Source organism: Prochlorococcus marinus CUG1417 (assembly GCF_017695975.1).
Classification (GTDB): domain Bacteria; phylum Cyanobacteriota; class Cyanobacteriia; order PCC-6307; family Cyanobiaceae; genus Prochlorococcus_A; species Prochlorococcus_A marinus_AG.
The window spans coordinates 367976-390958 of sequence record NZ_JAAORN010000002.1 but is presented as its reverse complement, the minus strand read 5'-3'; the positions used below and the strand labels follow the sequence as shown (position 1 = coordinate 390958).

At 33.8% G+C, this 22983-nt stretch carries 15 protein-coding genes and 1 tRNA gene; 8 read left to right on the top strand and 8 right to left on the bottom strand.

From position 1 onward, the window contains the following. Positions 1-18: 18 nt before the first annotated feature. From HA140_RS08220 to HA140_RS08210, 3 genes are all read right to left on the bottom strand, one after another. Entirely contained in the window at positions 19-1110 is a 1092-nt protein-coding gene (locus HA140_RS08220; protein WP_209040630.1) for a glycosyltransferase family 2 protein, read from the bottom strand. Between the two features lie 45 nt (positions 1111-1155). Continuing rightward, positions 1156-2706 (bottom strand): ArnT family glycosyltransferase, encoded by a 1551-nt coding sequence (locus HA140_RS08215; protein WP_209040629.1) that lies wholly within the window; start codon positions 2704-2706, stop codon positions 1156-1158. Positions 2707-2732: 26 nt separating this feature from the next. Then, positions 2733-2804 (bottom strand) — tRNA-Thr (locus HA140_RS08210). Between the two features lie 55 nt (positions 2805-2859). On the opposite strand from HA140_RS08210, the gene HA140_RS08205 reads away from it, so the two are divergent. Next, a complete protein-coding gene (locus tag HA140_RS08205; RefSeq protein ID WP_209040628.1) occupies positions 2860-3096 on the top strand; it encodes a DUF3493 domain-containing protein in 237 nt (78 codons plus the stop codon). Positions 3097-3112: 16 nt separating this feature from the next. Here HA140_RS08205 and infB read toward each other — a convergent pair whose 3' ends face one another. The 4 genes from infB to rimP are packed head-to-tail and all read right to left on the bottom strand — an operon-like array spanning position 3113 to position 8761. After that, positions 3113-6529, bottom strand: a complete 3417-nt coding sequence (infB, locus tag HA140_RS08200) for a translation initiation factor IF-2 (protein ID WP_209040627.1) — start codon at positions 6527-6529, stop codon at positions 3113-3115. Positions 6530-6576: 47 nt separating this feature from the next. Then, positions 6577-6858 (bottom strand): YlxR family protein, encoded by a 282-nt coding sequence (locus tag HA140_RS08195; protein WP_209040626.1) that lies wholly within the window; start codon positions 6856-6858, stop codon positions 6577-6579. Next, positions 6855-8258: a transcription termination factor NusA gene (gene nusA, locus HA140_RS08190; protein ID WP_209040625.1), complete on the bottom strand. Its 1404-nt coding sequence runs from the start codon at positions 8256-8258 to the stop codon at positions 6855-6857. The genes HA140_RS08195 and nusA overlap by 4 nt, the downstream gene beginning before the upstream one ends. A 35-nt stretch (positions 8259-8293) precedes the next feature. Further along, the gene (rimP, locus tag HA140_RS08185; RefSeq protein ID WP_209040624.1) at positions 8294-8761 is read right to left on the bottom strand and encodes a ribosome maturation factor RimP; all 468 of its coding nucleotides are present in this window, start codon (positions 8759-8761) and stop codon (positions 8294-8296) included. 160 nt (positions 8762-8921) lie between these two features. Here rimP and HA140_RS08180 point away from each other — a divergent pair, with 160 nt between their 5' ends. Then, a complete protein-coding gene (locus tag HA140_RS08180) occupies positions 8922-10052 on the top strand; it encodes a trypsin-like peptidase domain-containing protein (RefSeq protein WP_209040623.1) in 1131 nt (376 codons plus the stop codon). Positions 10053-10099: 47 nt separating this feature from the next. Continuing rightward, the gene (gene rpiA, locus HA140_RS08175; RefSeq protein ID WP_348534550.1) at positions 10100-10813 is read left to right on the top strand and encodes a ribose-5-phosphate isomerase RpiA; all 714 of its coding nucleotides are present in this window, start codon (positions 10100-10102) and stop codon (positions 10811-10813) included. Here the strand turns inward: rpiA and hisD are convergent. Next, a complete protein-coding gene (gene hisD, locus HA140_RS08170) occupies positions 10810-12096 on the bottom strand; it encodes a histidinol dehydrogenase (protein ID WP_209040622.1) in 1287 nt (428 codons plus the stop codon). The two genes, rpiA and hisD, sit on opposite strands and share 4 nt — an antisense overlap. Before the next feature lie 120 nt (positions 12097-12216). Here hisD and rpsT point away from each other — a divergent pair, with 120 nt between their 5' ends. The 5 genes from rpsT to HA140_RS08145 all read left to right on the top strand — a co-directional run bounded on the left by rpsT (position 12217) and on the right by HA140_RS08145 (position 22934). Next, complete coding sequence (rpsT, locus tag HA140_RS08165) at positions 12217-12510, top strand: 30S ribosomal protein S20 (RefSeq protein WP_209040621.1); 294 nt, start codon at positions 12217-12219, stop codon at positions 12508-12510. Positions 12511-12531: 21 nt separating this feature from the next. Beyond that, positions 12532-13326: a TatD family hydrolase gene (locus HA140_RS08160; RefSeq protein WP_209040620.1), complete on the top strand. Its 795-nt coding sequence runs from the start codon at positions 12532-12534 to the stop codon at positions 13324-13326. A 236-nt stretch (positions 13327-13562) separates the two neighbouring features. Next, the gene (gene rpoB, locus HA140_RS08155) at positions 13563-16856 is read left to right on the top strand and encodes a DNA-directed RNA polymerase subunit beta (RefSeq protein WP_209040619.1); all 3294 of its coding nucleotides are present in this window, start codon (positions 13563-13565) and stop codon (positions 16854-16856) included. A gap of 39 nt (positions 16857-16895) precedes the next feature. Next, positions 16896-18800 (top strand): DNA-directed RNA polymerase subunit gamma, encoded by a 1905-nt coding sequence (locus HA140_RS08150; RefSeq protein ID WP_209040618.1) that lies wholly within the window; start codon positions 16896-16898, stop codon positions 18798-18800. A gap of 33 nt (positions 18801-18833) precedes the next feature. Beyond that, the gene (locus tag HA140_RS08145) at positions 18834-22934 is read left to right on the top strand and encodes a DNA-directed RNA polymerase subunit beta' (RefSeq protein WP_209040617.1); all 4101 of its coding nucleotides are present in this window, start codon (positions 18834-18836) and stop codon (positions 22932-22934) included. Positions 22935-22983 lie beyond the last annotated feature (49 nt).

Genomic DNA, 22983 nt, shown 5'->3' with positions numbered 1-22983 from the left:
CTGAAGATTTATTTAAATTCAGATATCGGAAATCATATAAATCCAACATACTTTGAGAAGTTTTAATCCATCAATCCATCTGGATATATTTGGTGCTCCAGATTTTCTGGCGTAATATCTAACAGGATAATTAAGTATTTTTATATTATTGTTAGCTGCCTCAAATATTATTGTGAAGTCTCCAAATGGATCAGACTTGGAATCCCAACTCCCATTTTTTTTCATAAGTTTAAAGAATTTTCTTGAAAAAACTTTTGTTCCACAAAGTGAATCTGATACTGGTTTATTTATGAGAATTGATAAAAATATTGCAAAGAGTCTATTTCCTATATAATTAGCCCATCTCATTGCATTTTTTTCCATTGGAAAAGTTGTGCGGGCGCAATTAATTAAAATATTTTCATTTTTAGTTGATTCCATAATGGCTGAAATACTGTCATCAATATCTACAGTGAAATCACTATCAATTATTGCTAGGGTTTCACCTTTAGAAATATTAAATCCCTCTACAACTGCATTTTTCTTTCCTTTAGAAGTTTGTTTTAAAAGAGATATCTTAAAAAAATCTGAAAAATTTTCTTTTAACTCTTGCAGAATTTTGTATGTATTGTCTTTGCTATTCCCTTCTACAAATATTATTTCTAATTTATTAGGTATTTTTTTAAATTTATTCAGGGCATTTATTAGTAGTTGTTTATTGCCAGCTTCATTTCTTGCTGGAATTACAATCGATATTAAATGATCGGAGATAGTTTCATCATATTTATAAAAAAATATTTCTAGTTCATAAGCAAGTTGTTTTATTATAGGAAATTTACGAAAAATATTTTTTAAAAATTGTGGAATTAGTTTGGTTGGCAAAGGTGTTAATTTTTTTGCTTTCCATCTAATTGATCTATAATTATAAATTTCTGCTAAAGATTCAATATCGCATAAAGTTATTCTTGCTTTGGTAGTGGTTTCTCTAAAAACTCTTGAATCTAATCTTAGCCATCTTGTAATTGGCTCCCAAGTATTACCCCTTACTTTAACTGAAATAAATTTGTTATTGTCTTTGAATAATTGATGCAGTTTATTATTTGTTAAATTCCAACTATTAACAGATTTCATTACTTTATAAGGTTTTATCAAGCCACTTTAGTATATAGGGATTATTTATTTTTTTTTTATTAATTTCCAAGGATTTAAAATATGGTTTTCATATATAACTTCATAAGAATTATTATTATTTCTTTCTTTGAATTCAGTTGACCATGCCAATTCAGACTTCTTTAACTGATCTATACTTTTTAAACCTTCACCTAGTTTTGGAGTTAATAACGAAATTCTTATGATTTTCGATTGAGATCTAGAATTTTTTATTCCACTTTTATCCACCTTTATTTCTTTATTTTTTAAGAAATCAAGAGATGCTACGTATTCCATTTCTTCTCTTATTTCTCTAGATCTATCGGTAAATAATCCAGACTGTAACAGAAATGAAGTCATCAAATAAGGACCAATTATTAATGTTATTAATATTTCTTGGAATGAGTTTTTATGTTTTATAAATGACCAAGATATCCCAAAAAATAATAAGCCAATAATTAAAAATGTATTTTCCTTAAAGTTAAAATTAATTATATTCTTAAATAAAAAATAATATGTGAAAGTGATAGAGATTATAAATAAAGGAACAATTTTTGAAGTGATAAATATAAAAATACTTTTAAATCTTTTAGAGTTAAATAAATACACTATCCCTTCATAGGTATTAAGTGCAAGAATAGATGAAATTTGTAGAGTGTAGTAAGGAGTTTTCGTAGAAAAAATACTAAGAATTCCTATTAAAAGTAATGGGAAAATGGAAAGTAAATATTTCTTCTCTTTACTTTCATATAAATTTAAAAATGTGCCAATAATTGCAAAAATACTCCATGGTAGATATGTTGCGGGAATATTCCAAAGATAATAGTAGAAAGGATTAGTAAAAGTATTTTTATTAGATAGTATGGTAAATTTTTCAATTAAGTAAAAAATAATGTTTTTCTCTAAATAAAGGTTAATAGATAATGCCCAATATAAAAAAGGAACAAATCCAATGAGTAGTCCAAGCCAAAAATATTTGTTTAGTAAAATATTCTTTTTTATAAATAAATATGGTAATAGTGATAATAATGGTACGAATACTAGAAAAGTTTTCATCATAAAAGACAAACCAATCCAAATTCCAAAAAGAAGAATATAAAATTTGTTATCTTTATTTTTTATTTTTACTAAAGAAAATACTCCAACTGTAACTAAACATGAATAAACGATATCTTGTGTGGCTAAGTGTGAGTAGTCAAACCAAAGATATGTAGTAGCAAGTATTAAAGGAGATAAGATTGCATATTTTTTATTAAATAATTCTTCATGGAATTTGTAAGTAACGAATAGCATTAATATTGCGGCGATTGTTGTTGGAAGATATGCAGCAAACGTATTTCTTCCAAATATTTCTTGTGACTTTGCTATTAAAAACTGTAATCCTATTGTTCTATCCAAAATATATTCATCCCACCAAAGAGGAATTGTCCAGTTACCTTTATCCAATATCCATCTAGCTTGTAGTGCATAAAATCCTTCATCAAAAGCAATATAACTCCTCTTGCCAAAATAAAATATTAAAGGAAAAAAAATTAATAGCTTATAAAGATTTTTAAATTTTAGAATTCTATTAATCATTTTTTGTTTTCAATTTGCTTTTAAAATGCCGATAATTGGAATTGAACCAATGACCTACTGTTTACGAGACAGTTGCTCTACCGCTGAGCTACATCGGCAAAACTAAAATATTAATATTTTCTTATAGACTTAAGTTAATAATTGAAAGTATTAATGTCAAAAATAGATCCTGAATTAAAAAAGAAACTATTAAAGGAAACCCAATCCCCTTTCAAGGGATTAAGAAGAATATTGTGGATAGCTTTTAGTGGTTCTGCATTTTTGGGACTTTTTATAATGATTTCCAAAATTGTAAGTGGAACTGAGTTACAGCAAAATAACCTCCTCATTCAATTGGGTGCTTGTGTAATATTTCCTTCTTTATTATTTCTTGATAAAAATAAAGATTAATAATTTAGATATTTAATTATTGTGTCAAAGATCTCTTTTTAGTGACAAATTTGAATGCTTCGATTATGTCTCCTTCAATCCATGAAGAGAATTTATCGCAGCCAACTCCACATTCAAATCCCGTATTTACCTCTTTTACATCATCTTTAACCCTTTTTAAAGAGTCTAAATTACCCTCAAAAATAACTTTATCTGATCTAATAACTCTAAGAGAACAATTCCGTTGTAATTTACCAGTTTGTATATAACAGCCTGCTATAGCTCCTTTACCTACTGCGAAGGTTGCTCGAACTTCGGCTTGACCTAATGATTCTTCTACAAGATCTGGTTCAAGTAAACCTTCCATAGCTAACTGAATATCTTCTAAAAGTTTATAAATTACTTCATATTCTCTTATGTCAACATCATTGGCATCAGCAGCTCTCTTTGCTCCGGATGCCAATGATGTGTTAAACCCAATGATTACAGACCCTGATGCAGCTGCGAGATCTATATCTGTCTCAGTAATTTCTCCAGGAGCAGAGAGTAGAACTCGAACTTGAACTTCATTTTTTGGTAATTGTTCTAGTGATCCCAATATCGCTTCAACACTACCTTGAACGTCTGCCTTTAGAATTAAGTTTAACTCTTTTAATTCTCCATCATTTGCTTGAGTTGATAAAGAAGATAAGCTAACTCTCCTTGAGGCCATTTGTTGAGCTAATTTTGTGGCTCTAGCATCTGTAGCTCTATCTCCGACAATGGCTCGAGCAGTTTTTTCATCAGCGTAGACTTCAAATTCATCGCCTGCTGTTGGCACTTCACTGAATCCAAGTGCTTCCACCGGAAATGATGGTCCTGCTTCTTTAATTCTGTTACCATGTTCATCCACCATCGCTCTAATTTTTCCAAGGACTGAACCTGCAGCTAAAACATCTCCAGACTTTAAGGTGCCGTTTTGTACTAATAAAGTGGCTACAGGACCTTTAGCTTTATCCAGATGGGCTTCAATAACTGTACCTTTAGCTGATCTGTCAGGGTTAGCTTGTAGGTCTTCAACTTCTGAAACTAGTAAAATCATTTCAAGCAATTTATCAATATTTTGTTTTTTGATTGCACTTACGGGAACCATTACTGTGTCTCCCCCCCAATCTTCAGCAATTAAATCTTTTTCTGAAAGTTCCTGCTTGACTCTTTCTGGAGATGCCCCTTCTTTATCAATTTTATTTATTGCAACAACAATTGGGACTTTTGCGGCTCTTGCATGACTGATTGCTTCAAGTGTTTGGGGTCTACAGCCATCATCCGCAGCTACTACAAGAACAGCTACATCGGTAACTTTTGTACCCCTTGCTCTCATTGCCGTAAAGGCTTCATGGCCAGGAGTATCAAGAAAAGTTAACTTTTTCTTTATAGATTCATGTTCAAATTCTACTTGATAAGCTCCTATATGTTGAGTTATCCCCCCTGCTTCTCCTGATGCTACTCTTGATTCTCTTATAGAGTCTAGAAGACTTGTTTTGCCATGATCTACATGACCCATTACAGTAATGACAGGCGGCCTTTTTATTAGATTATTGATATCATCAGATTCAATCATATCCACTGTTTTCTCTGCAGCTTCTTGGATGTCATCTTGTAAAACAGGTACTCCAAATTCTTCCGCTACCGTTTCGATAGTTGCTAAGTCAAGAGATTGAGTTACTGTTGCTGTGATTCCTTTAAAGAAAAGAGATTTAATTATTTCAGAACTTTCAAGACTTAATTTATCGGCTAATTCTTGAACTGTTAAATTATCCTCGGGAACTATTATCATTTCAGGTCTCACTTGTTTGGCCTCTTTGGCAGCCTTAAGTTCCATCGCTCTTCTCTTTTGTCTTTGCCTTGTGGTTTCTTTTTTCTTCTTCTTGAATTGTTTTATAGATTTTTGAGCTTTAGGTTCATCAGACTTTTCTTTTTTGGGACGCGCCAAACTGGCTGATAATATTGAAAATTTTTCCCCTGAGTATCCACTTGTTTCAGATGTTAATGAGTCATCGTTATCACCTATAATATGAACCTTTTGCCTTTGTTTTTGAGGATTTTTATTTCTTAATGCTTCTAGTTTTGCACTATCATCCCAATCAGTCTTTCCTGGTTTTTTTGAACTATTTGAAAATGATCTATGAGGCGGTTTTTTAGAACTTGGGGCGGCATTGGGACGGACATTAGGTGCTTTCGCCTTATGTTTTTGTAATTCAATATTTTGTTTTTCGTTATTATTTGTAACTAGTTTCTCTTTCTCAGATTTATTAGTTTTTTGAAGTTGCAAAAGTTCATTAGGTGATACTGGTTTTCTAATCCCAGATGACCTTTGGCCATTGAATTTAGAATCAGGCCTATTGGGCATACCAGTTCTATTGGGAGAACCGGGTCTATTGGGAGAGCCAGGTCTATTGGGAGAACCAGGTCTATTCTGATTAACTTGTCTATTGAACGAACCAGGTCTGCCTTGATCTGATGGTTTGTTTCTTAATCCAGGTCTATTGGGAGAACCAGTTCTATTGGGAGAACCAGGTCTATTGGGCATACCAGACCTATTGGGAGAACCAGGCCTATTGGGCATATTAGTTCTATTGGGAGAACCAGGTCTAGCTTGATCTGATGGTTTGTTTCTTAATCCAGGCCTATTGGGTATACTAGGTATGTTTGAGACAGTTTGTTTAAAAGAATTATTCTGCTTATTATTATTTTGCTTATTAGAATCATTTCTTCTTATCGGAGCTCCTACTAGCTCAGGGGTGTTACTTCTATTATTTAAAATGTTTGTTTTAGGTTTGTTCGTATTTTGATCAGGTTTGTTTGATAGTTGCTCTCCAACCCCTTTATTGTAAGTATTTTTGGATGTTTCATTAGATTTAACATTGCTATTTATATTTTTTGGCTTGGCAATTAATTGAATAGGAGGTTTTGATGGACTTTTGATAGGTGGGTTAATGTTATTAAGGAAAGTTTTTTTATCTTGTTTGAAATTTTGTGAAGGTTTAATATTAATATTTTTATTTGTGAGATTAGCTTGAGATTGTGAAGATTTAGCAATATTGGGATTTTTAGGTTGATTTGAAATTATTTTTATACTCTCAGGTTTATTAAGAGGTTTTATCAATAATGGCTTTTTGTTTGAATTCTCTTTGAGAGGTTTTCCTTTTAAGGAGGAGATGATAGGAGATTTATCATCTTTATTCTGTTTGTGATTATCTTTCTTAATTGAAGGTTTATTAATGGCAAGTATTTTTTTATCTGAATTCTTTTTATTAATAAGATTTTGTATTTTTTTTGCGTCCTCTGCACTAATAGAACTGCTATGGCTTTTTACTGAGATTGATAGTTTTTGAGCGGCATCCAATATATCTTTATTTTCCAGATTTAAATCTCTGGAAAGTTCATAAATTCTGATTTTATCGCTGATAGTCATTTAATCTGATTTGTACTCTTTGTGAAATTAAAGAGGATTTAATTTAATTATATTCCCTTATTGGGATTGTTATTGTAGCTTGTAATTTCTTTTTCAAAAATTTCAATAAATTCAGGTTCTAAAGAAGTTTTCAAAGCTTTTTGAAGCTTTTTTTTTATCTTGGAATCTGAGTAACATTTATTTGACTTGCAAATGTAAGCTGATCGCCCTGTTCCCTTTTGAATCATAATCCCTTGCTTATGATCTTTGGTAATCTTAAAAAGATCTTTCCTGTCATATGTTTTTCTACATGAAATGCATATACGCATAACAGGGGTTTGTTGTATCACCGTTTTTTCTCCTCTTTGGAGGATATTTCACTATCTTGAACAGTCTCCAATTGTTCATTATCTGAGAATGTTTCTTCTTCATATTGTTCTTCCCCGTATTCTTGATCATCCTCGGGAAGGGGATAAAGCTCTCTCAATCTTGCATCTTCTGCAGCACGCTCAGCTTGTTCAGCCTCTACTCTTAACTCAGCTTCCCGCTGGAGGTTTTCTTCCTCTTCTCTTTGAATGATTAATTCAGAGACTGCAGCATCTTCTGCTTCCTGATCATATTCATGTGAGTTTTTAACATCAATCTTCCAGCCAGTTAATCTTGCGGCGAGTCTTACATTTTGACCTTCTCTACCAATCGCAAGACTCAATTGATCAGGAGGAACTAATACATGCGCATGTTGCCCTTCTGGGTCAACTAATCTTACTTGATCTACTTTCGCAGGACTTAAAGAGTTGAGTATGTATTGTATTGGATTAGATGACCATTTAATAACATCAATTTTTTCTCCTCTTAATTCATTCACTACTTGTTGAATTCTTGCTCCTCTAGCTCCAATACACGCACCCACAGGGTCGACTTCTTCTTCGACACTATCAACGGCGACTTTTGTTCTTGGCCCAACAGCTCTTGAAGGAGGGTTTGCTTCTCTTGAAACAGCAACAATTTTAACTGTACCTTCTTGAATTTCTGGCACTTCATTTTCAAATAAATAAACCACTAAACCAGCATTTGCTCTACTTACGAAAAGTTGTGGTCCTTTTCTTGCTATTTCGCTAACTTCTTTCAAAAATACTTTGAAAGTTGCATTTGCTCTGTAATTATCATTTGGTAATTGATCTCTCTTGGGAAGTTCAGCCTCTACTTCAGGTCTACCAATACCCGAACTAACTCCCATTATGACTGATTGTCTTTCGAATCTTATAACTCTTGCCGTTAAAACGGGATCTTCCAAATCTGCAAATTCTTCCTGGATCATTTTTCTTTGTTGATCTCTCAATTTTTGGGCTAAAACTTGCTTTGTCGTTGCAGCAGCCATTCGCCCAAAATCCTCTTTTTCTGGGGTAACGTCTAAAACTACCGTGTCACCTATTTGAGCATCATCAGCTACTTGTTTAACTTCCACTAAAGATATTTGATGATCTTCGCTTTCAACGTTATCAACAATTATTTTACTAGAAAGTATCCTATAACCTTCTTCATCGAGATCTAGACCAACATCAAAGTTACTAAAATAATCTTCATCAAATGGATCTTCATTAACTCCAATGTAAAAAGTTTTTCTATATTTTTCGTATCCTTTTAATAAAGCTTCGCGTAGTGCAATTTCCACGATATTTGGAGGTAACTTTTTTTCCTCGCTAATATCTTCAATAAGATTGTTTAAACCTGGGAGAATAACTAATGCCATCTATGATGGGTAAATTGGATAATGGTTGAAAATAATTAATCTTTAATTGTACAAAGACTAATCTTTAGTACTTCATCAAAGGGGATTTTTTTTATATTACCTTTAATGTTAATGGCTAAATAATCTTTAGACTTTTCATAAAGTAAACCATTCAGAAATTTTAGTTTTGAATTCTTCTGGTTTAACTCAACATTAACTGGAAAACCCTTAAAAGTTTTGAAGTCTCTCTCTGAGGTTAATTCATCACTGACCCCTTGACTACTAATTTCTAAGACATATGAACAATTTAAAAGATTTGAATTTTCTATTTCTTCAGAGGCTGGGGTATTAAATAGTGCACAATCATCAACGGTAATATCATCACCATTAGTTTTTTTTATGATAATTTTTAAAATTATGGGATTTTGATTAGTTTGTATATTTAAACTACAGATTTCAAAATCCCGCACATAGGCAACTTTTTTTAATAAGTTTTCTAGCTTATTTTTGTTTTCTTGATTCAAATTTAATTTTTAAACCCTGATTTAAAATAATTTTCACATAAAAAAAAGTTTTTTCTATAGAAAATTCAAAAATATGTATTTTATGGATGTAAACAAAAAAACAACAATAAATTATTTCTTCAATTAGATTTACCAAATAAATCAAAAACTACTAAACGCAATGAAGAATTTTAAGATTAAATTTATTAATTTAATCCAAATATTCATTATTGTTTGTTTTTGTTTTGCAAATTTTTCTCAGAAAGTAGAAGTTCTAGCTTTGACCTCTTCTGAAAGTCACAATTTTGTATCATCTGCAGTAAAAAATGTTGGTCCTGCAGTTGTAAAAATTGATACTGAAAGATTAGTGGAGAGACAACAATTTGATCCTACTTTGCTTGATCCTTTATTGAGGGACTTACTTGGGGAACAGGGGATTACCCCTGAAAGAGAGAGAGGTCAAGGTTCTGGAGTAATTATTGATGAGAATGGTTTGGTACTTACAAATGCTCATGTTGTAGAGAGAGTTGATGAAGTTTCAGTAACTTTGGCAGATGGAACTATTTGTGATGGCCAAGTTTTGGGAACAGATGCAGTTACTGACCTTGCTTTAGTTAGAATTAAGGAATCTACCCATTCTACTTTTGCTCCGCTTGGAAATTCTGAAGATCTTGAAGTTGGAGATTGGGCAATTGCTTTAGGTACTCCATATGGTCTAGAAAAAACAGTTACTTTAGGGATTGTAAGTAGCCTACATAGGGATATTAATAGCCTAGGGTTTTCAGATAAAAGGCTTGATCTTATTCAGACTGATGCGGCAATAAATCCAGGAAATTCTGGCGGACCACTTATTAATTCTAATGGTGAAGTAATAGGAATTAATACATTAGTAAGGAGTGGTCCTGGAGCTGGTTTAGGATTTGCAATACCTATTAATCTAGCTAAACATGTTTCGGATCAGCTTCTTCAAAAAGGTGAAGTTATTCATCCCTATTTAGGCGTACAATTGATTTCTTTGAATCCTAGAATTGCTAAAGAACACAATAAAGACCCTAATTCACTAGTCCAATTACCTGAAAGAAATGGAGCCCTCATTCAATCTGTAATACCTAATAGTCCAGCTGAAAAAGCTGGTTTAAGAAGAGGGGATTTAGTAATAGCCGCTGAGAATATTTCTATTAAAGAGCCTAAAGCTTTGTTAGATGAAGTAGAAAAAGCTCAGATAGGCAAAGTATTCCTCTTAAATGTTTTAAGAGATAATAAAGAGATACAAATAAATATCAAACCCGAACCGCTTCCTGGTTTGACATAAATCACCCATTGAAATTAAATAATCTATAACCTTAGAAAAAATAGATTTTGGATTCACAAACTCAAATGAAACAAATAGTTGCTGATGCAGCAATTAAGGAAGTAAAGAGTGACATGATTCTCGGATTAGGATCTGGATCTACAGCCGCGCTAATGATAAAGAGCCTCGCTTCTGAAATTCGTTCTGGAAAACTGCAAAATATAAGAGGTGTTGCAACTTCATTTCAATCAGAAGTTCTTGCGCTCCAACTTGATATCCCCCTTATCGACTTGGCTTCTGTTTCTAAAATTGATTTAGCTATTGATGGAGCAGATGAAGTTGATCCAGGCTTTCAATTAATAAAAGGAGGAGGAGCATGTCATGTTAGAGAAAAGTTAGTGGCATCTAAAGCTAGTGAATTGTTGATAGTTGTTGACGAAACTAAACTCGTAAAAAATTTAAATCAATCTTTCCCTTTACCTGTAGAGGTCCTTCCAAATGCTTGGAAACAAGTTCAGGATGTTATTTCAGAAATGAGTGGCAGTTCTACTTTAAGAATGGCTACTAAGAAAGCTGGTCCAATTGTTACTGACCAGGGTAATCTTATTTTAGATGTATCTTTTAATGATGGTATAAAGAATCCCAAGAAAGTTGAAATGGAGATTAATAATATTCCAGGAGTATTAGAAAACGGACTATTTGTTGATCTCACAGATAAAGTATTGGTTGGTAAAATTGAAAACAATATTCCAGTTGTTTACTCTCCCTCAAAAGTTGACTAATTTTCAAATCTTATTTGTACTGAGTTAGCGTGACTATGTAAACCTTCACTTTTAGCAAGATTAATAATATCAGGACTGTTAACTTTTAAACTTTCTTCACTAAACTCTATTATTGAAGTGTTTTTCATAAAAGTTTCAACTCCTAAAGAACCGCTAAATCTTGAATTTCCTGATGTTGGTAAAGTATGGTTCGGCCCGGCTAGATAGTCTCCAACTGCTTCCGGTGTCCATTTCCCTAAAAATATTGCTCCAGCATTCTCAATTCCTTCAAGAATCTTTTTTGGATTAGCAGCTAAAATTTCTAGGTGCTCTGGAGCGAAGTTATTACTAAGATCAATACATGTTTCATGATTTTCGCAAATAACAATTAATCCCCAATTTTTTATTGATTGCATGCAAATTTCTTTTCTTGGATGATCATTTATTTTTTTATAAAGACCTTCTGAAACGTCTTTTGCTTGGTTCTTTGACGTAGTAAGAAGTATTGATGAAGCATATGGATCATGTTCTGCTTGTGCTAATAAATCAGATACTATATGTGCGCTTTCAGCTGTTTCATCTGCAATAATTAAAATTTCACTTGGACCAGCTAAGGAATCAATTCCAGTAGAACCATATATTTGTTTTTTAGCAGTAGTTACATAGATATTTCCTGGACCTGAAATAACATCAACTTTACTGATTTGTTTTGTGCCAAATGCTAAAGCACCAATTGCCTGAGCTCCTCCAATTCTAAAAACTTTATTGATTCCCGATAAGTGAGCTGCAGCTAGAACAGTTTTGTTTATTTTCCCTTCTGTATTCCCCGGAGATACCATTATTATTTCTTCCACTCCCGCGACTGTTGCAGGTATAGCATTCATTAATACAGTACTTGGATAAGCAGCTCTACCTCCAGGGATATAAATTCCTGCATTTTTAACTGGTCTCCATTTCCTTTGAACTACATCACCATGTTCACCTTTAATAATGAAGGAAGATGGAATTTCTTTTTCATGGAATTTTTTAATTCTTTTGTAGGCTACTTCTAGTGATAGCTTTAAATTGTCATCAATTTCATCCCAAGCATCCTTTAAATCATCAACGCCAACTTGCATAGGATTAGGGTTGAACCCATCAAATTTTTTTGTATATTTCTCTACAGCTATATCGCCATAAGTTTTTACGTCTTGCAAAATTTCTTCGACAATTGCATTTGTCTTATTGTTATTTTCTGAATTAGTTCGATTCGAAATCCTTTTTAATTCCTGGATAGCATCGTTTTTATTATTTATGATCCTCATATTCTTAATTTTTCAGATTTAAAGGCTCTAGCAAATTTAACAAGCTTTCTAAAGTATATATTATTGATTAGTAGTAGATTTATTTGTTATGATAGAAATCTTCTAATTTATAAACCATCTGTGGCCAATAACAAATCAGCAAAAAAGAGAATACAAATTGCGGAAAGAAATCGTTTAATCAATAAATCATACAAATCTACAGTTAAAACTTTGACTAAAAAAACTTTAGAAAATTGCGCAAAATATAAAAAAGAACCTAATGAGGATAATAAAAATTTAGTAATTTCAAGTCTAAGTAAAGCTTTCAGTTTGATTGATAAGGCAGTTAAAAAAAATGTTCTACACAAGAACAATGGAGCAAATAAAAAATCAAAAATTAACAATTTTGTAAAATCTGTTCTCACCGCAAAGTAAAAAAGCCGAGGATTAATAATTATGAGCGATATTCAACTCATAGATTCGCATTGTCATTTAATATTTGAAAATTTTGAGAAAGATCTTGAAGAAGTTGTTCTAAGACTGCGTTCCAGAGGCGTAAAAAAATTAGTTCATGCTTGTTGTGAATTAAAAGAGATTCCTAAGTTAAAAACAATATCCCATAAATTTAATGAAATTTATTATTCGGTAGGTTTGCATCCTTTAGAAGCGAGAAAATGGGAACTAAATTCTAAATCTCTTTTACGAAGGTCAGCTCAAGAAGACAAAAGAGTTGTAGCTATTGGGGAATTAGGCCTAGATTTTTTTAAAAATCAAAATAAAACTCAGCAAATTGATGCTCTTATTCCACAGATGGAGTTAGCTTTTGAACTTGAATTACCCGTTATTATCCATTGCAGAGATGCTGCAAATGAAATGATTGAGATATGCAATGACCTTTCTAAAAAAGGTAAATGCCCTAAAGGTGTACTTCATTGTTGGACAGGAAACACAAAAGAGATGAAGCAATTCTTGGACCTTGGTTTTTATATAAGTTTTAGTGGAATAGTAACTTTCCCAAAAGCATATGAAATTCATGAGTGTGCCAAATTAGTCCCTAAGGATAAATACTTAATTGAGACCGATTCACCCTTTTTAGCTCCAGTTCCTCACAGAGGTAAAAGAAATGAACCTGCTTTTGTTGAAAATGTTGCTAATTTTTTGGCGGATTTAAGGTCAACCAATTTAATTACAATTGCTAATGAGTCATCTCAGAATGCTAAAGATTTGTTTAAATTTGACTTGTTAAGTTGACATAGAAGCTGCTAAGATAAGGAATTACTGCAAATTTTCTCAATTTTTTTGTTTTAACTTCCTTTTGCAATGGTTTTGAGGCCATTAAATTCAATTTTAAAGTTTTTTTATAAAGTTGATTTTTTGTTGAAATCGAAACTTAATTATTGATTTCTCATTAAAAGAAAAGTTACAAAATTAAAAGTTGATTAGATTTAAAGTAAATAGTAAATCTCACATAATCTTAGGTTTCTTGGATGAGCAGTAGCGCTTTACAGGTAGCAAAAACAGCTACTTATCTACCAGATTTAGTTGAAGTACAAAGAGCAAGCTTTAAATGGTTTTTGGAAAAAGGGTTAATAGAGGAACTGCAAAACTTTTCTCCAATTTCTGATTACACAAGTAAATTAGAGTTACATTTCATTGGTAATGAATATAGGTTAAAAAGACCAAGGCACGATGTTGAGGAGGCAAAAAGAAGAGATGCAACATTTGCCTCTCAAATGTATGTGACTTGCAGATTAATCAATAAAGAGACTGGAGAAATTAAAGAACAAGAAGTATTTATTGGGGAATTACCATTAATGACTGAAAGGGGAACTTTCATAATTAATGGTGCAGAAAGAGTTATTGTTAATCAAATTGTTCGAAGTCCTGGTGTATATTTCAAAGATGAACAAGATAAAAATGGTAGAAGAACTTACAATGCAAGCGTTATTCCTAATAGAGGTGCATGGTTAAAATTTGAGACCGATAAAAATAATTTACTTTACGTAAGAGTTGATAAAACTAGAAAAATAAATGCTCATGTTCTCATGCGTGCGATGGGTCTTTCTGATAATGATGTGATAGATAAACTTAGGCATCCTGAGTTTTATCAAAACTCTATTGATTCAGCAAATGACGAGGGCATTAATTCAGAAGATCAAGCCTTATTGGAGCTATACAAGAAACTTCGTCCTGGGGAACCACCTTCTGTTTCTGGAGGACAACAGCTATTACATAGTAGATTTTTTGATCCCAAAAGATATGATTTAGGCCGAGTTGGTAGATATAAAATAAATAAAAAATTAAGACTTACCGTCCCAGATGAAGTGAGAACACTTACTCACGAGGATGTCCTTTCGACAATTGATTATCTAATTAACCTAGAATTGGATATTGGTGGTGCGAGTTTGGATGATATTGACCATCTTGGTAATAGAAGGGTTAGATCTGTAGGAGAACTTCTTCAAAATCAAGTAAGGGTTGGATTGAACCGTTTAGAGAGGATTATTAAGGAAAGAATGACAGTTGGAGAAACAGATTCTCTTACTCCTGCTCAATTGGTCAATCCTAAACCTTTGGTTGCTGCGATTAAGGAGTTTTTTGGCTCCAGTCAATTAAGTCAATTTATGGATCAAACTAATCCTCTGGCTGAATTAACACATAAGAGAAGAATATCTGCTTTAGGACCTGGTGGTTTAACGAGAGAAAGAGCAGGTTTTGCGGTAAGAGATATACATCCATCCCATTATGGAAGACTATGTCCTATTGAGACTCCTGAAGGTCCAAATGCAGGACTTATTAATTCTCTAGCTACTCATGCAAGAGTAAATGAGTATGGATTTATTGAAACCCCATTTTGGGAAGTTAAAAATGGTAAAGTAAACAAAGAAGGTAATCCTGTCTATCTTTCTGCTGATTTAGAAGACGAGTGCAGGGTCGCTCCTGGAGATGTGGCAACTGATAAGGATGGAAATATAATTGCCAATTTAATACCAGTAAGATACAGGCAAGATTTTGAGAAAGTACCTCCTCATCAAGTTGATTATGTACAGCTTTCTCCTGTTCAAGTAATTTCAGTTGCGACTTCGCTAATTCCATTTTTGGAACATGATGATGCAAATAGAGCTTTAATGGGATCAAATATGCAACGCCAAGCAGTTCCATTACTCAGGCCAGAGCGTCCTTTAGTAGGTACAGGTTTAGAATCACAGGTTGCTAGAGACTCGGGAATGGTCCCAATAACAAAAGTTAATGGAACTGTGTCTTATGTAGACGCTAATGAGATTGTTGTTAAGGATGATGATGGTAATGAGCATTTTCATTATCTACAAAAATATCAAAGATCAAATCAAGATACTTGTTTAAATCAAAGACCCATAGTTAAAATTGGAGATCAAGTCATTTCTGGTCAGGTATTAGCTGATGGATCCGCATGCGAAGGAGGGGAAATAGCATTAGGTCAAAATGTATTAATTGCATATATGCCATGGGAGGGGTACAACTATGAAGATGCAATTCTTGTCAGCGAGAGGATGGTAACTGATGATTTATATACATCTGTACATATTGAAAAGTATGAAATTGAGGCAAGGCAAACAAAGTTAGGACCTGAAGAAATCACAAGAGAGATTCCTAATATCTCTGAAGAAAGCCTGAATAATCTTGATGAAATGGGAATAATTAGGATTGGTGCTTTTGTTGAGAGCGGAGATATTCTTGTAGGAAAAGTTACTCCAAAAGGTGAATCGGATCAACCACCAGAAGAAAAACTTTTAAGAGCTATTTTTGGTGAAAAGGCTAGAGACGTAAGAGATAATTCCCTGAGGGTTCCTAAGACTGAAAAGGGAAGGGTTTTGGATGTTCGTATTTACACCAGAGAACAAGGGGATGAGTTACCTCCAGGAGCTAATATGGTTGTTCGAGTTTATGTCGCTCAGAGAAGAAAAATCCAAGTAGGGGATAAAATGGCTGGAAGGCATGGTAATAAAGGGATTATTAGCAGAATCTTACCTAGAGAAGATATGCCTTATTTGCCCGATGGAACTCCTGTAGATATAGTTCTTAATCCTCTAGGTGTTCCAAGTAGGATGAATGTTGGTCAAGTTTTTGAATTATTGATGGGGTGGGCAGCCTCCAACTTAAATTGCAGAGTTAAAGTTGTTCCTTTTGATGAAATGTATGGTGCGGAAAAATCACATCAGACTGTTCAAGCATTTTTAGAAGAGGCTTCAAAACAGCCAGGTAAAGCATGGGTTTATAATCCTGAAGATCCAGGAAAATTACTACTCAAGGATGGTAGAACAGGAGAACCCTTTGATCAGCCAGTAGCTGTTGGATATTCCCATTTTCTTAAATTAGTACATTTAGTTGATGACAAAATTCATGCAAGATCAACTGGTCCTTATTCTTTGGTTACCCAACAGCCATTAGGTGGTAAAGCCCAACAAGGTGGACAAAGACTTGGTGAAATGGAAGTTTGGGCTCTTGAAGCTTATGGAGCTGCATATACCCTTCAAGAACTATTAACAGTTAAATCTGATGATATGCAAGGAAGAAATGAGGCTCTAAATGCAATTGTGAAAGGTAAACCAATCCCCAGGCCTGGTACTCCTGAGTCATTTAAAGTTCTTATGAGAGAATTACAATCTTTAGGTCTAGATATTGGGGTTTATACAGATGAAGGCAAAGAGGTGGATTTAATGCAAGATATAAACCCGAGAAGAAATACTCCCTCTAGGCCTACCTATGAATCACTAGGAACCTCTGAATATGAAGAAGATTAAATATTCAATTAAAAACTTTTAATTTTAAATTTTTTGAAAATGACAAACAGCAACCTAAGAACTGAAAATCACTTTGACTACGTCAAAATTTCTATAGCTTCTCCACAAAGAATAATGGATTGGGGACAGAGGACATTACCTAATGGACAAGTGGTAGGTGAAGTTACGAAACCTGAAACTATCAATTACAGGACACTTAAACCAGAAATGGATGGATTGTTTTGTGAAAAGATTTTTGGACCCTCTAAAGATTGGGAATGCCATTGTGGCAAGTATAAAAGAGTTAGACATAGAGGGATTGTTTGTGAGAGATGTGGTGTTGAGGTAACTGAAAGTAGAGTTAGAAGACATAGGATGGGCTACATAAAACTTGCTGCGCCAGTTTCCCATGTTTGGTATTTAAAAGGAATTCCTAGTTATGTTGCAATTCTTTTGGACATTCCGCTTAGAGATGTAGAACAAATAGTCTATTTTAATTGTTATGTTGTCTTAGATCCCGGCGATCATAAAGATCTCAAATATAAACAGTTACTTACTGAGGATGAATGGCTCGAAATTGAAGATGAAATCTATGCTGAAGATTCAACAATTGAAAATGAGCCTTTTGTAGGTATAGGTGCTGAGGCCCTCAAACAATTACTTGAAGACCTTGATTTAAATCAAGTCGCTGAAGAGCTCAGAGAAGAAATTTCTAGTAGTAAGGGGCAAAAAAGAGCAAAATTGATAAAAAGGATAAGAGTCATTGATAATTTTATTGCAACTAATGCAAAACCAGAATGGATGGTATTAGATGCAATTCCCGTTATCCCTCCAGATCTTAGACCTATGGTTCAACTTGATGGAGGAAGATTCGCAACGTCAGATTTAAATGATCTATATAGAAGAGTTATAAATAGAAATAATAGACTAGCTAGGCTTCAAGAAATTTTAGCTCCTGAAATTATTGTAAGAAATGAAAAAAGAATGCTTCAGGAGGCAGTTGATGCTCTTATAGATAATGGAAGAAGGGGAAGGACTGTTGTTGGGGCAAACAATAGAGCTCTTAAGTCTCTTAGCGACATCATTGAAGGAAAGCAAGGAAGATTCAGACAGAATCTTCTCGGCAAGCGTGTTGACTATTCAGGAAGATCTGTAATTGTTGTGGGCCCCAAATTAAAAATGCATGAATGTGGTCTTCCAAAGGAAATGGCGATTGAGCTCTTTCAACCTTTTGTAATTCATAGATTAATTCGTCAAAATATTGTAAATAATATTAAAGCTGCAAAAAAATTAATACAAAAAGCTGATGATGAAGTTATGCAGGTACTTCAGGAAGTAATTGAAGGTCATCCAATTCTTTTAAATAGAGCACCTACGCTTCATAGGTTAGGAATACAAGCTTTCGAACCAAAATTAGTTGGAGGTAGAGCAATTCAACTTCATCCTTTAGTTTGTCCAGCATTTAATGCTGATTTCGATGGAGATCAAATGGCAGTTCATGTCCCTTTAGCTTTAGAGGCTCAGACTGAAGCAAGAATGCTTATGTTGGCAAGTAATAATATTCTTTCTCCTGCGACTGGTGAACCAATTGTTACTCCATCTCAAGATATGGTTTTGGGATCTTATTATCTAACTGCTTTGCAGCCTAATTACCAAAAACCGGATTTTGGAGATAATAAGACTACTTTTGCTTCATTAGAAGATGTTATTTTTGCTTTCGAAGATAAAAGACTCAGCTTACATGAGTGGGTATGGGTTAGATTTAATGGCGAAGTTGAGGATGAAGATGAAATGAGAAGCCCTCAAAAAACTGAAGAGTTAGAAGATGGCTCAAGACTAGAAAGATGGAATTTGAGAAGAGACAGATTTGACTCTCAGAATAACTTAATAAGTAGATTTGTTCTCACAACAGTTGGGAGAGTAGTGATGAACTATACCATCATTGATTCTGTATCTAAAACCTAATCTTTAAACCTATTTTTCATTCATCTAAAAATCATGACATCATCCAAAACTAAAAAAACATCAAGAGTACGCAAAACTACAAAAAACTCAAAAAAGAATAATCCATTGATAATGCCGGCTTTAGCTAAAACTCCGCCATCTTTCAAGAATAAAGTGTTTGATAAGAAAGCTATAAAAAATTTAGTCTCTTGGGCTTATAAAACGCATGGTACTGCTACAACTGCAGCCATGGCTGATAACTTAAAGGACTTGGGATTTAAATATGCTACTCAAGCTGCTGTTTCTATATCAGTAGATGACTTAAAAGTTCCAGAAGCCAAACAAGATTTAATAGGACAAGCTGAAGAGCAAATATCTGCTACAGAAGAATGCTATAGACTTGGTGAAATTACAGAAGTTGAGAGACACACAAAAGTTATTGATACTTGGACCGAAACTAATGAGAGATTAGTTGATGCTGTTAAAAATAATTTTAATCAAAATGATCCTCTAAATTCTGTTTGGATGATGGCGAATTCAGGAGCAAGAGGTAATATGTCTCAGGTAAGACAACTCGTTGGTATGAGGGGATTGATGGCTAATCCTCAAGGAGAAATAATCGACTTGCCAATTAGAACAAATTTCAGAGAGGGACTTACCGTTACTGAATATGTAATTTCATCATATGGAGCAAGGAAAGGCTTAGTTGATACCGCATTAAGAACTGCGGACTCTGGTTATTTGACACGAAGATTAGTTGATGTCGCTCAAGATGTAATTGTTAGGGAAGAAGATTGTGGAACAGAACGATCAATAGTTGTTTTAGCTGAAGATGGTAAATATGGTACAAGACTTCTTGGCAGACTCACCGCTGAAGATATTTTAGATTCTGAAGATAATTTAATTATTCCTCAAAATACTGCAATAGATCCTTCCTTGTCAGAGAAAATTGAAACAGCATCTATTGCAAAGGTGAAAATAAGATCCCCATTAACATGTGAAGCTAATAGATCAGTTTGTAGAAGATGTTACGGATGGGCATTGGCTCATAATCATCTAGTTGACTTAGGTGAAGCTGTAGGCATCATAGCTGCTCAATCTATTGGAGAACCAGGAACCCAATTGACAATGAGAACTTTTCATACTGGAGGTGTATCAACTGCAGAAAGTGGAGTAGTAAGATCAAAAATTTCTGGAAGAGTTGAATTCAGTTCTAAAGCAAAGGTTAGAGGTTACAGAACTCCACACGGTGTAGAAGCGAAACAAGCGGAAGTTGATTTTATATTAAAAATACTTCCTCAAGGAAATAGTTCTAACAAGGCTCAGAAAATTGAGGTTTCTAGCGGATCGCTTTTATTTGTTGATAATGGTGAAGAAATTAATTCTGACATAACAGTCGCTCAGATTAGTGCAGGAGCAGTCAAAAAGAGCGTTGAAAAAGCAACCAAAGATGTTATCTGTGATTTGGCTGGTCAAGTAAGGTATGACAAGGTTATCCAACCAAAAGAGGTTACAGATAGGCAGGGTAATATTACTTTAAAAGCTCAAAGATTAGGAAGATTGTGGGTTTTAGCTGGAGATGTTTATAACTTACCCCCTAATGCAAGACCAGTAATCACAACTGGTAAGTCTGTAAAGGAAGGAACTGTTTTAGCAGAAGCAAGTCAAGCAAGCGAGTTTGGCGGACAAATTCGATTAAGAGAATCAATAGGAGATTCAAGGGAAGTTCAGATTGTCACTACTTCAATGACTTTAAGCAATTTTAAATTAATTGAAGAATCTACACATTCAGGTCAAATATATAATTTGGAATCTAGTGATGGAACCTCATATCGTTTGAATGTTTCACCAGGGAATAAAATCAGTAATGGTGAAATAATAGCAGATTTAACAGATGAAAGGTTCTGTACAAAAACTGGTGGGTTAGTAAAATATTCACCGGGATTAAGTGTTAAAAAAGCAAGATCATCCAAAAATGGTTTTGAAGTTAGTCAAGGGGGAACATTGCTTTGGATTCCTCAAGAAACACATGAAATAAACAAGGATATATCTCTTCTAATGACTGAAGATATGAAATGGATTGAAGCAGGAACAGAAGTAGTTAAAGATATATTTAGTCAAACATCAGGAATAGTTACTGTGACTCAGAAAAATGATATTCTCCGTGAAATAACTGTGAGAAATGGAACTTTCCATGAGTGCGACGATGAAGAAGTTTTGAATAGATTTACAGAAGAAGGAAATCTAGTTAATCCAGGTGAAAAGATTTTAGATGGCATTGATAATAAAGAAATTCTATTTGTTCAGAAATTAGAAACTTCTAAATGTAGAGGGTTATTATTGAGAACTGTAGAAGAATTTGCGATTCCTGATCAAGCAGACTTACCAGAGTTAGCCCACGTTAAGCAAGAAAAAGGACCACACCTAGGATTAAAAGCTATACAAAGGCTTACTTATAAAGATGGTGAATTGATAAAATCAGTTGATGGAGTTGAATTGCTTAGAACACATTTAAGCGTTGAAAGCTTTGATGCTACTCCCCAAATGACAATTGATGTCGAGTCGATTAAAGATAAAAATGATGCATCAATAAATAGATTAAATTTAGTGATATTAGAATCAATTCTCGTAAGAAGAGATACTATGTCAGACTCCAGTCATGGTTCAACACATACTGAATTGCAAGTCAAAAATAATCAAATAGTTAAAGCAGGTGATGTAATAGCTACTACTCAAATTCTTTGTAAGGAAAATGGATCGGTTCAATTGCCAAATGTTATTGAGGATGAGCCCATCAGAAGGTTAATTGTTGAAAGAGAAGAAGATAAAATCAAACTTAAGATTAGTAGTAAAGCAGTTGTCAAAGTAGGGGATCGTGTAGTCGATGGTGACCCTATTAGTGAATCTGAAAAATCTACTTCTTGTGGAGAAATTGAAGAGATTTCTAGTAGTTCAGTAACATTAAGACTTGGTAGGCCTTATATGGTTTCTCCAGATTCAGTTTTACATGTTAAGGACGGAGATTTAGTTCTTAGGGGAGATGGTTTAGCTTTACTTGTTTTTGAGAGGCAGAAAACTGGAGATATTGTTCAAGGATTGCCTCGTATTGAAGAGTTGTTAGAGGCTAGGAGACCCAGAGATTCTGCAGTTTTATGTAAAAAATCAGGAATTGTTCAAATTAAAAAAGGTAATGATGAAGATTCAGTTTCTTTATCGGTTATTGAAAAAGATGATTCAGTCAACGAATATCAACTTCTAATTGGTAAAAATATAATGGTTAGTGATGGTCAACAAGTTACAGGTGGAGAAATTTTAACTGATGGTCCAATCAATCCGCATGAATTACTAGAATGCTACTTCAATGATTTAAAAGATCAAAAACCTCTTATAGATGCAGCTCGTGAATCTATTTCAAAGCTACAAAGAAGTTTGGTGAATGAAGTCCAAAACGTCTATAAGTCTCAGGGCGTCTCAATTGATGATAAGCATATTGAGGTGATTGTAAGACAAATGACAAGTAAAGTTCGTGTAGAAGATGCTGGGGATACTACTTTATTGCCAGGTGAACTTATAGAGTTAAGGCAAGTTGAAGATACAAATCAAGCTATGGCAATCACGGGGGGAGCTCCTGCAGAGTTTACTCCTGTTTTGTTAGGTATTACAAAAGCCTCTCTAAATACAGATAGCTTTATTTCCGCTGCTTCATTCCAAGAAACTACAAGGGTTCTTACTGAAGCTGCAATTGAAGGTAAATCTGATTGGTTAAGAGGTTTAAAAGAAAATGTTATTATCGGTAGACTAATACCTGCAGGAACTGGCTTTAGTGGATTTGTAGAGGAATTAGCCTCGGAGGCTGGCCCCCATCCTGATATTCTTGCGGAAGAATCTGGTGGATATAGAAGAGCTCAGAACTTAAGACCAGACTATACAGTAGATATGCCACAATCGACGGTGGTAGGCTCTACTTCTATACTAGATGACCCTAGCGATGAAGATTTGGAGACCACGAGGAACAGACATGGAATAGATCCCTCTTCCAGTAATTTTGCTGCCTTTGCGAGACCCAGTGCTGAAAATCAATTTTCTGAAGATCAATTACCGGATCCTGCTGCATTGGAAGGATTACAAGAAGAGGGTCTCCTTTCAGATGAATAATATTATCTATTATTTCTTTTATTGAGTAGAATGATCCTTTAAATTTTAA

What these genes read in the sequence shown, in the direction of transcription:
- HA140_RS08220 (WP_209040630.1), bottom strand. Translation starts at nt 1,110, where the DNA reads ATGAAATCTGTTAATAGTTGGAATTTAACAAATAATAAACTGCATCAA.
- HA140_RS08215 (WP_209040629.1), bottom strand. Translation starts at nt 2,706, where the DNA reads ATGATTAATAGAATTCTAAAATTTAAAAATCTTTATAAGCTATTAATT.
- HA140_RS08205 (WP_209040628.1), top strand. Translation starts at nt 2,860, where the DNA reads ATGTCAAAAATAGATCCTGAATTAAAAAAGAAACTATTAAAGGAAACC.
- infB (WP_209040627.1), bottom strand. Translation starts at nt 6,529, where the DNA reads ATGACTATCAGCGATAAAATCAGAATTTATGAACTTTCCAGAGATTTA.
- nusA (WP_209040625.1), bottom strand. Translation starts at nt 8,258, where the DNA reads ATGGCATTAGTTATTCTCCCAGGTTTAAACAATCTTATTGAAGATATT.
- HA140_RS08180 (WP_209040623.1), top strand. Translation starts at nt 8,922, where the DNA reads ATGAAGAATTTTAAGATTAAATTTATTAATTTAATCCAAATATTCATT.
- hisD (WP_209040622.1), bottom strand. Translation starts at nt 12,096, where the DNA reads ATGAGGATCATAAATAATAAAAACGATGCTATCCAGGAATTAAAAAGG.
- HA140_RS08160 (WP_209040620.1), top strand. Translation starts at nt 12,532, where the DNA reads ATGAGCGATATTCAACTCATAGATTCGCATTGTCATTTAATATTTGAA.
- rpoB (WP_209040619.1), top strand. Translation starts at nt 13,563, where the DNA reads ATGAGCAGTAGCGCTTTACAGGTAGCAAAAACAGCTACTTATCTACCA.
- HA140_RS08150 (WP_209040618.1), top strand. Translation starts at nt 16,896, where the DNA reads ATGACAAACAGCAACCTAAGAACTGAAAATCACTTTGACTACGTCAAA.
- HA140_RS08145 (WP_209040617.1), top strand. Translation starts at nt 18,834, where the DNA reads ATGACATCATCCAAAACTAAAAAAACATCAAGAGTACGCAAAACTACA.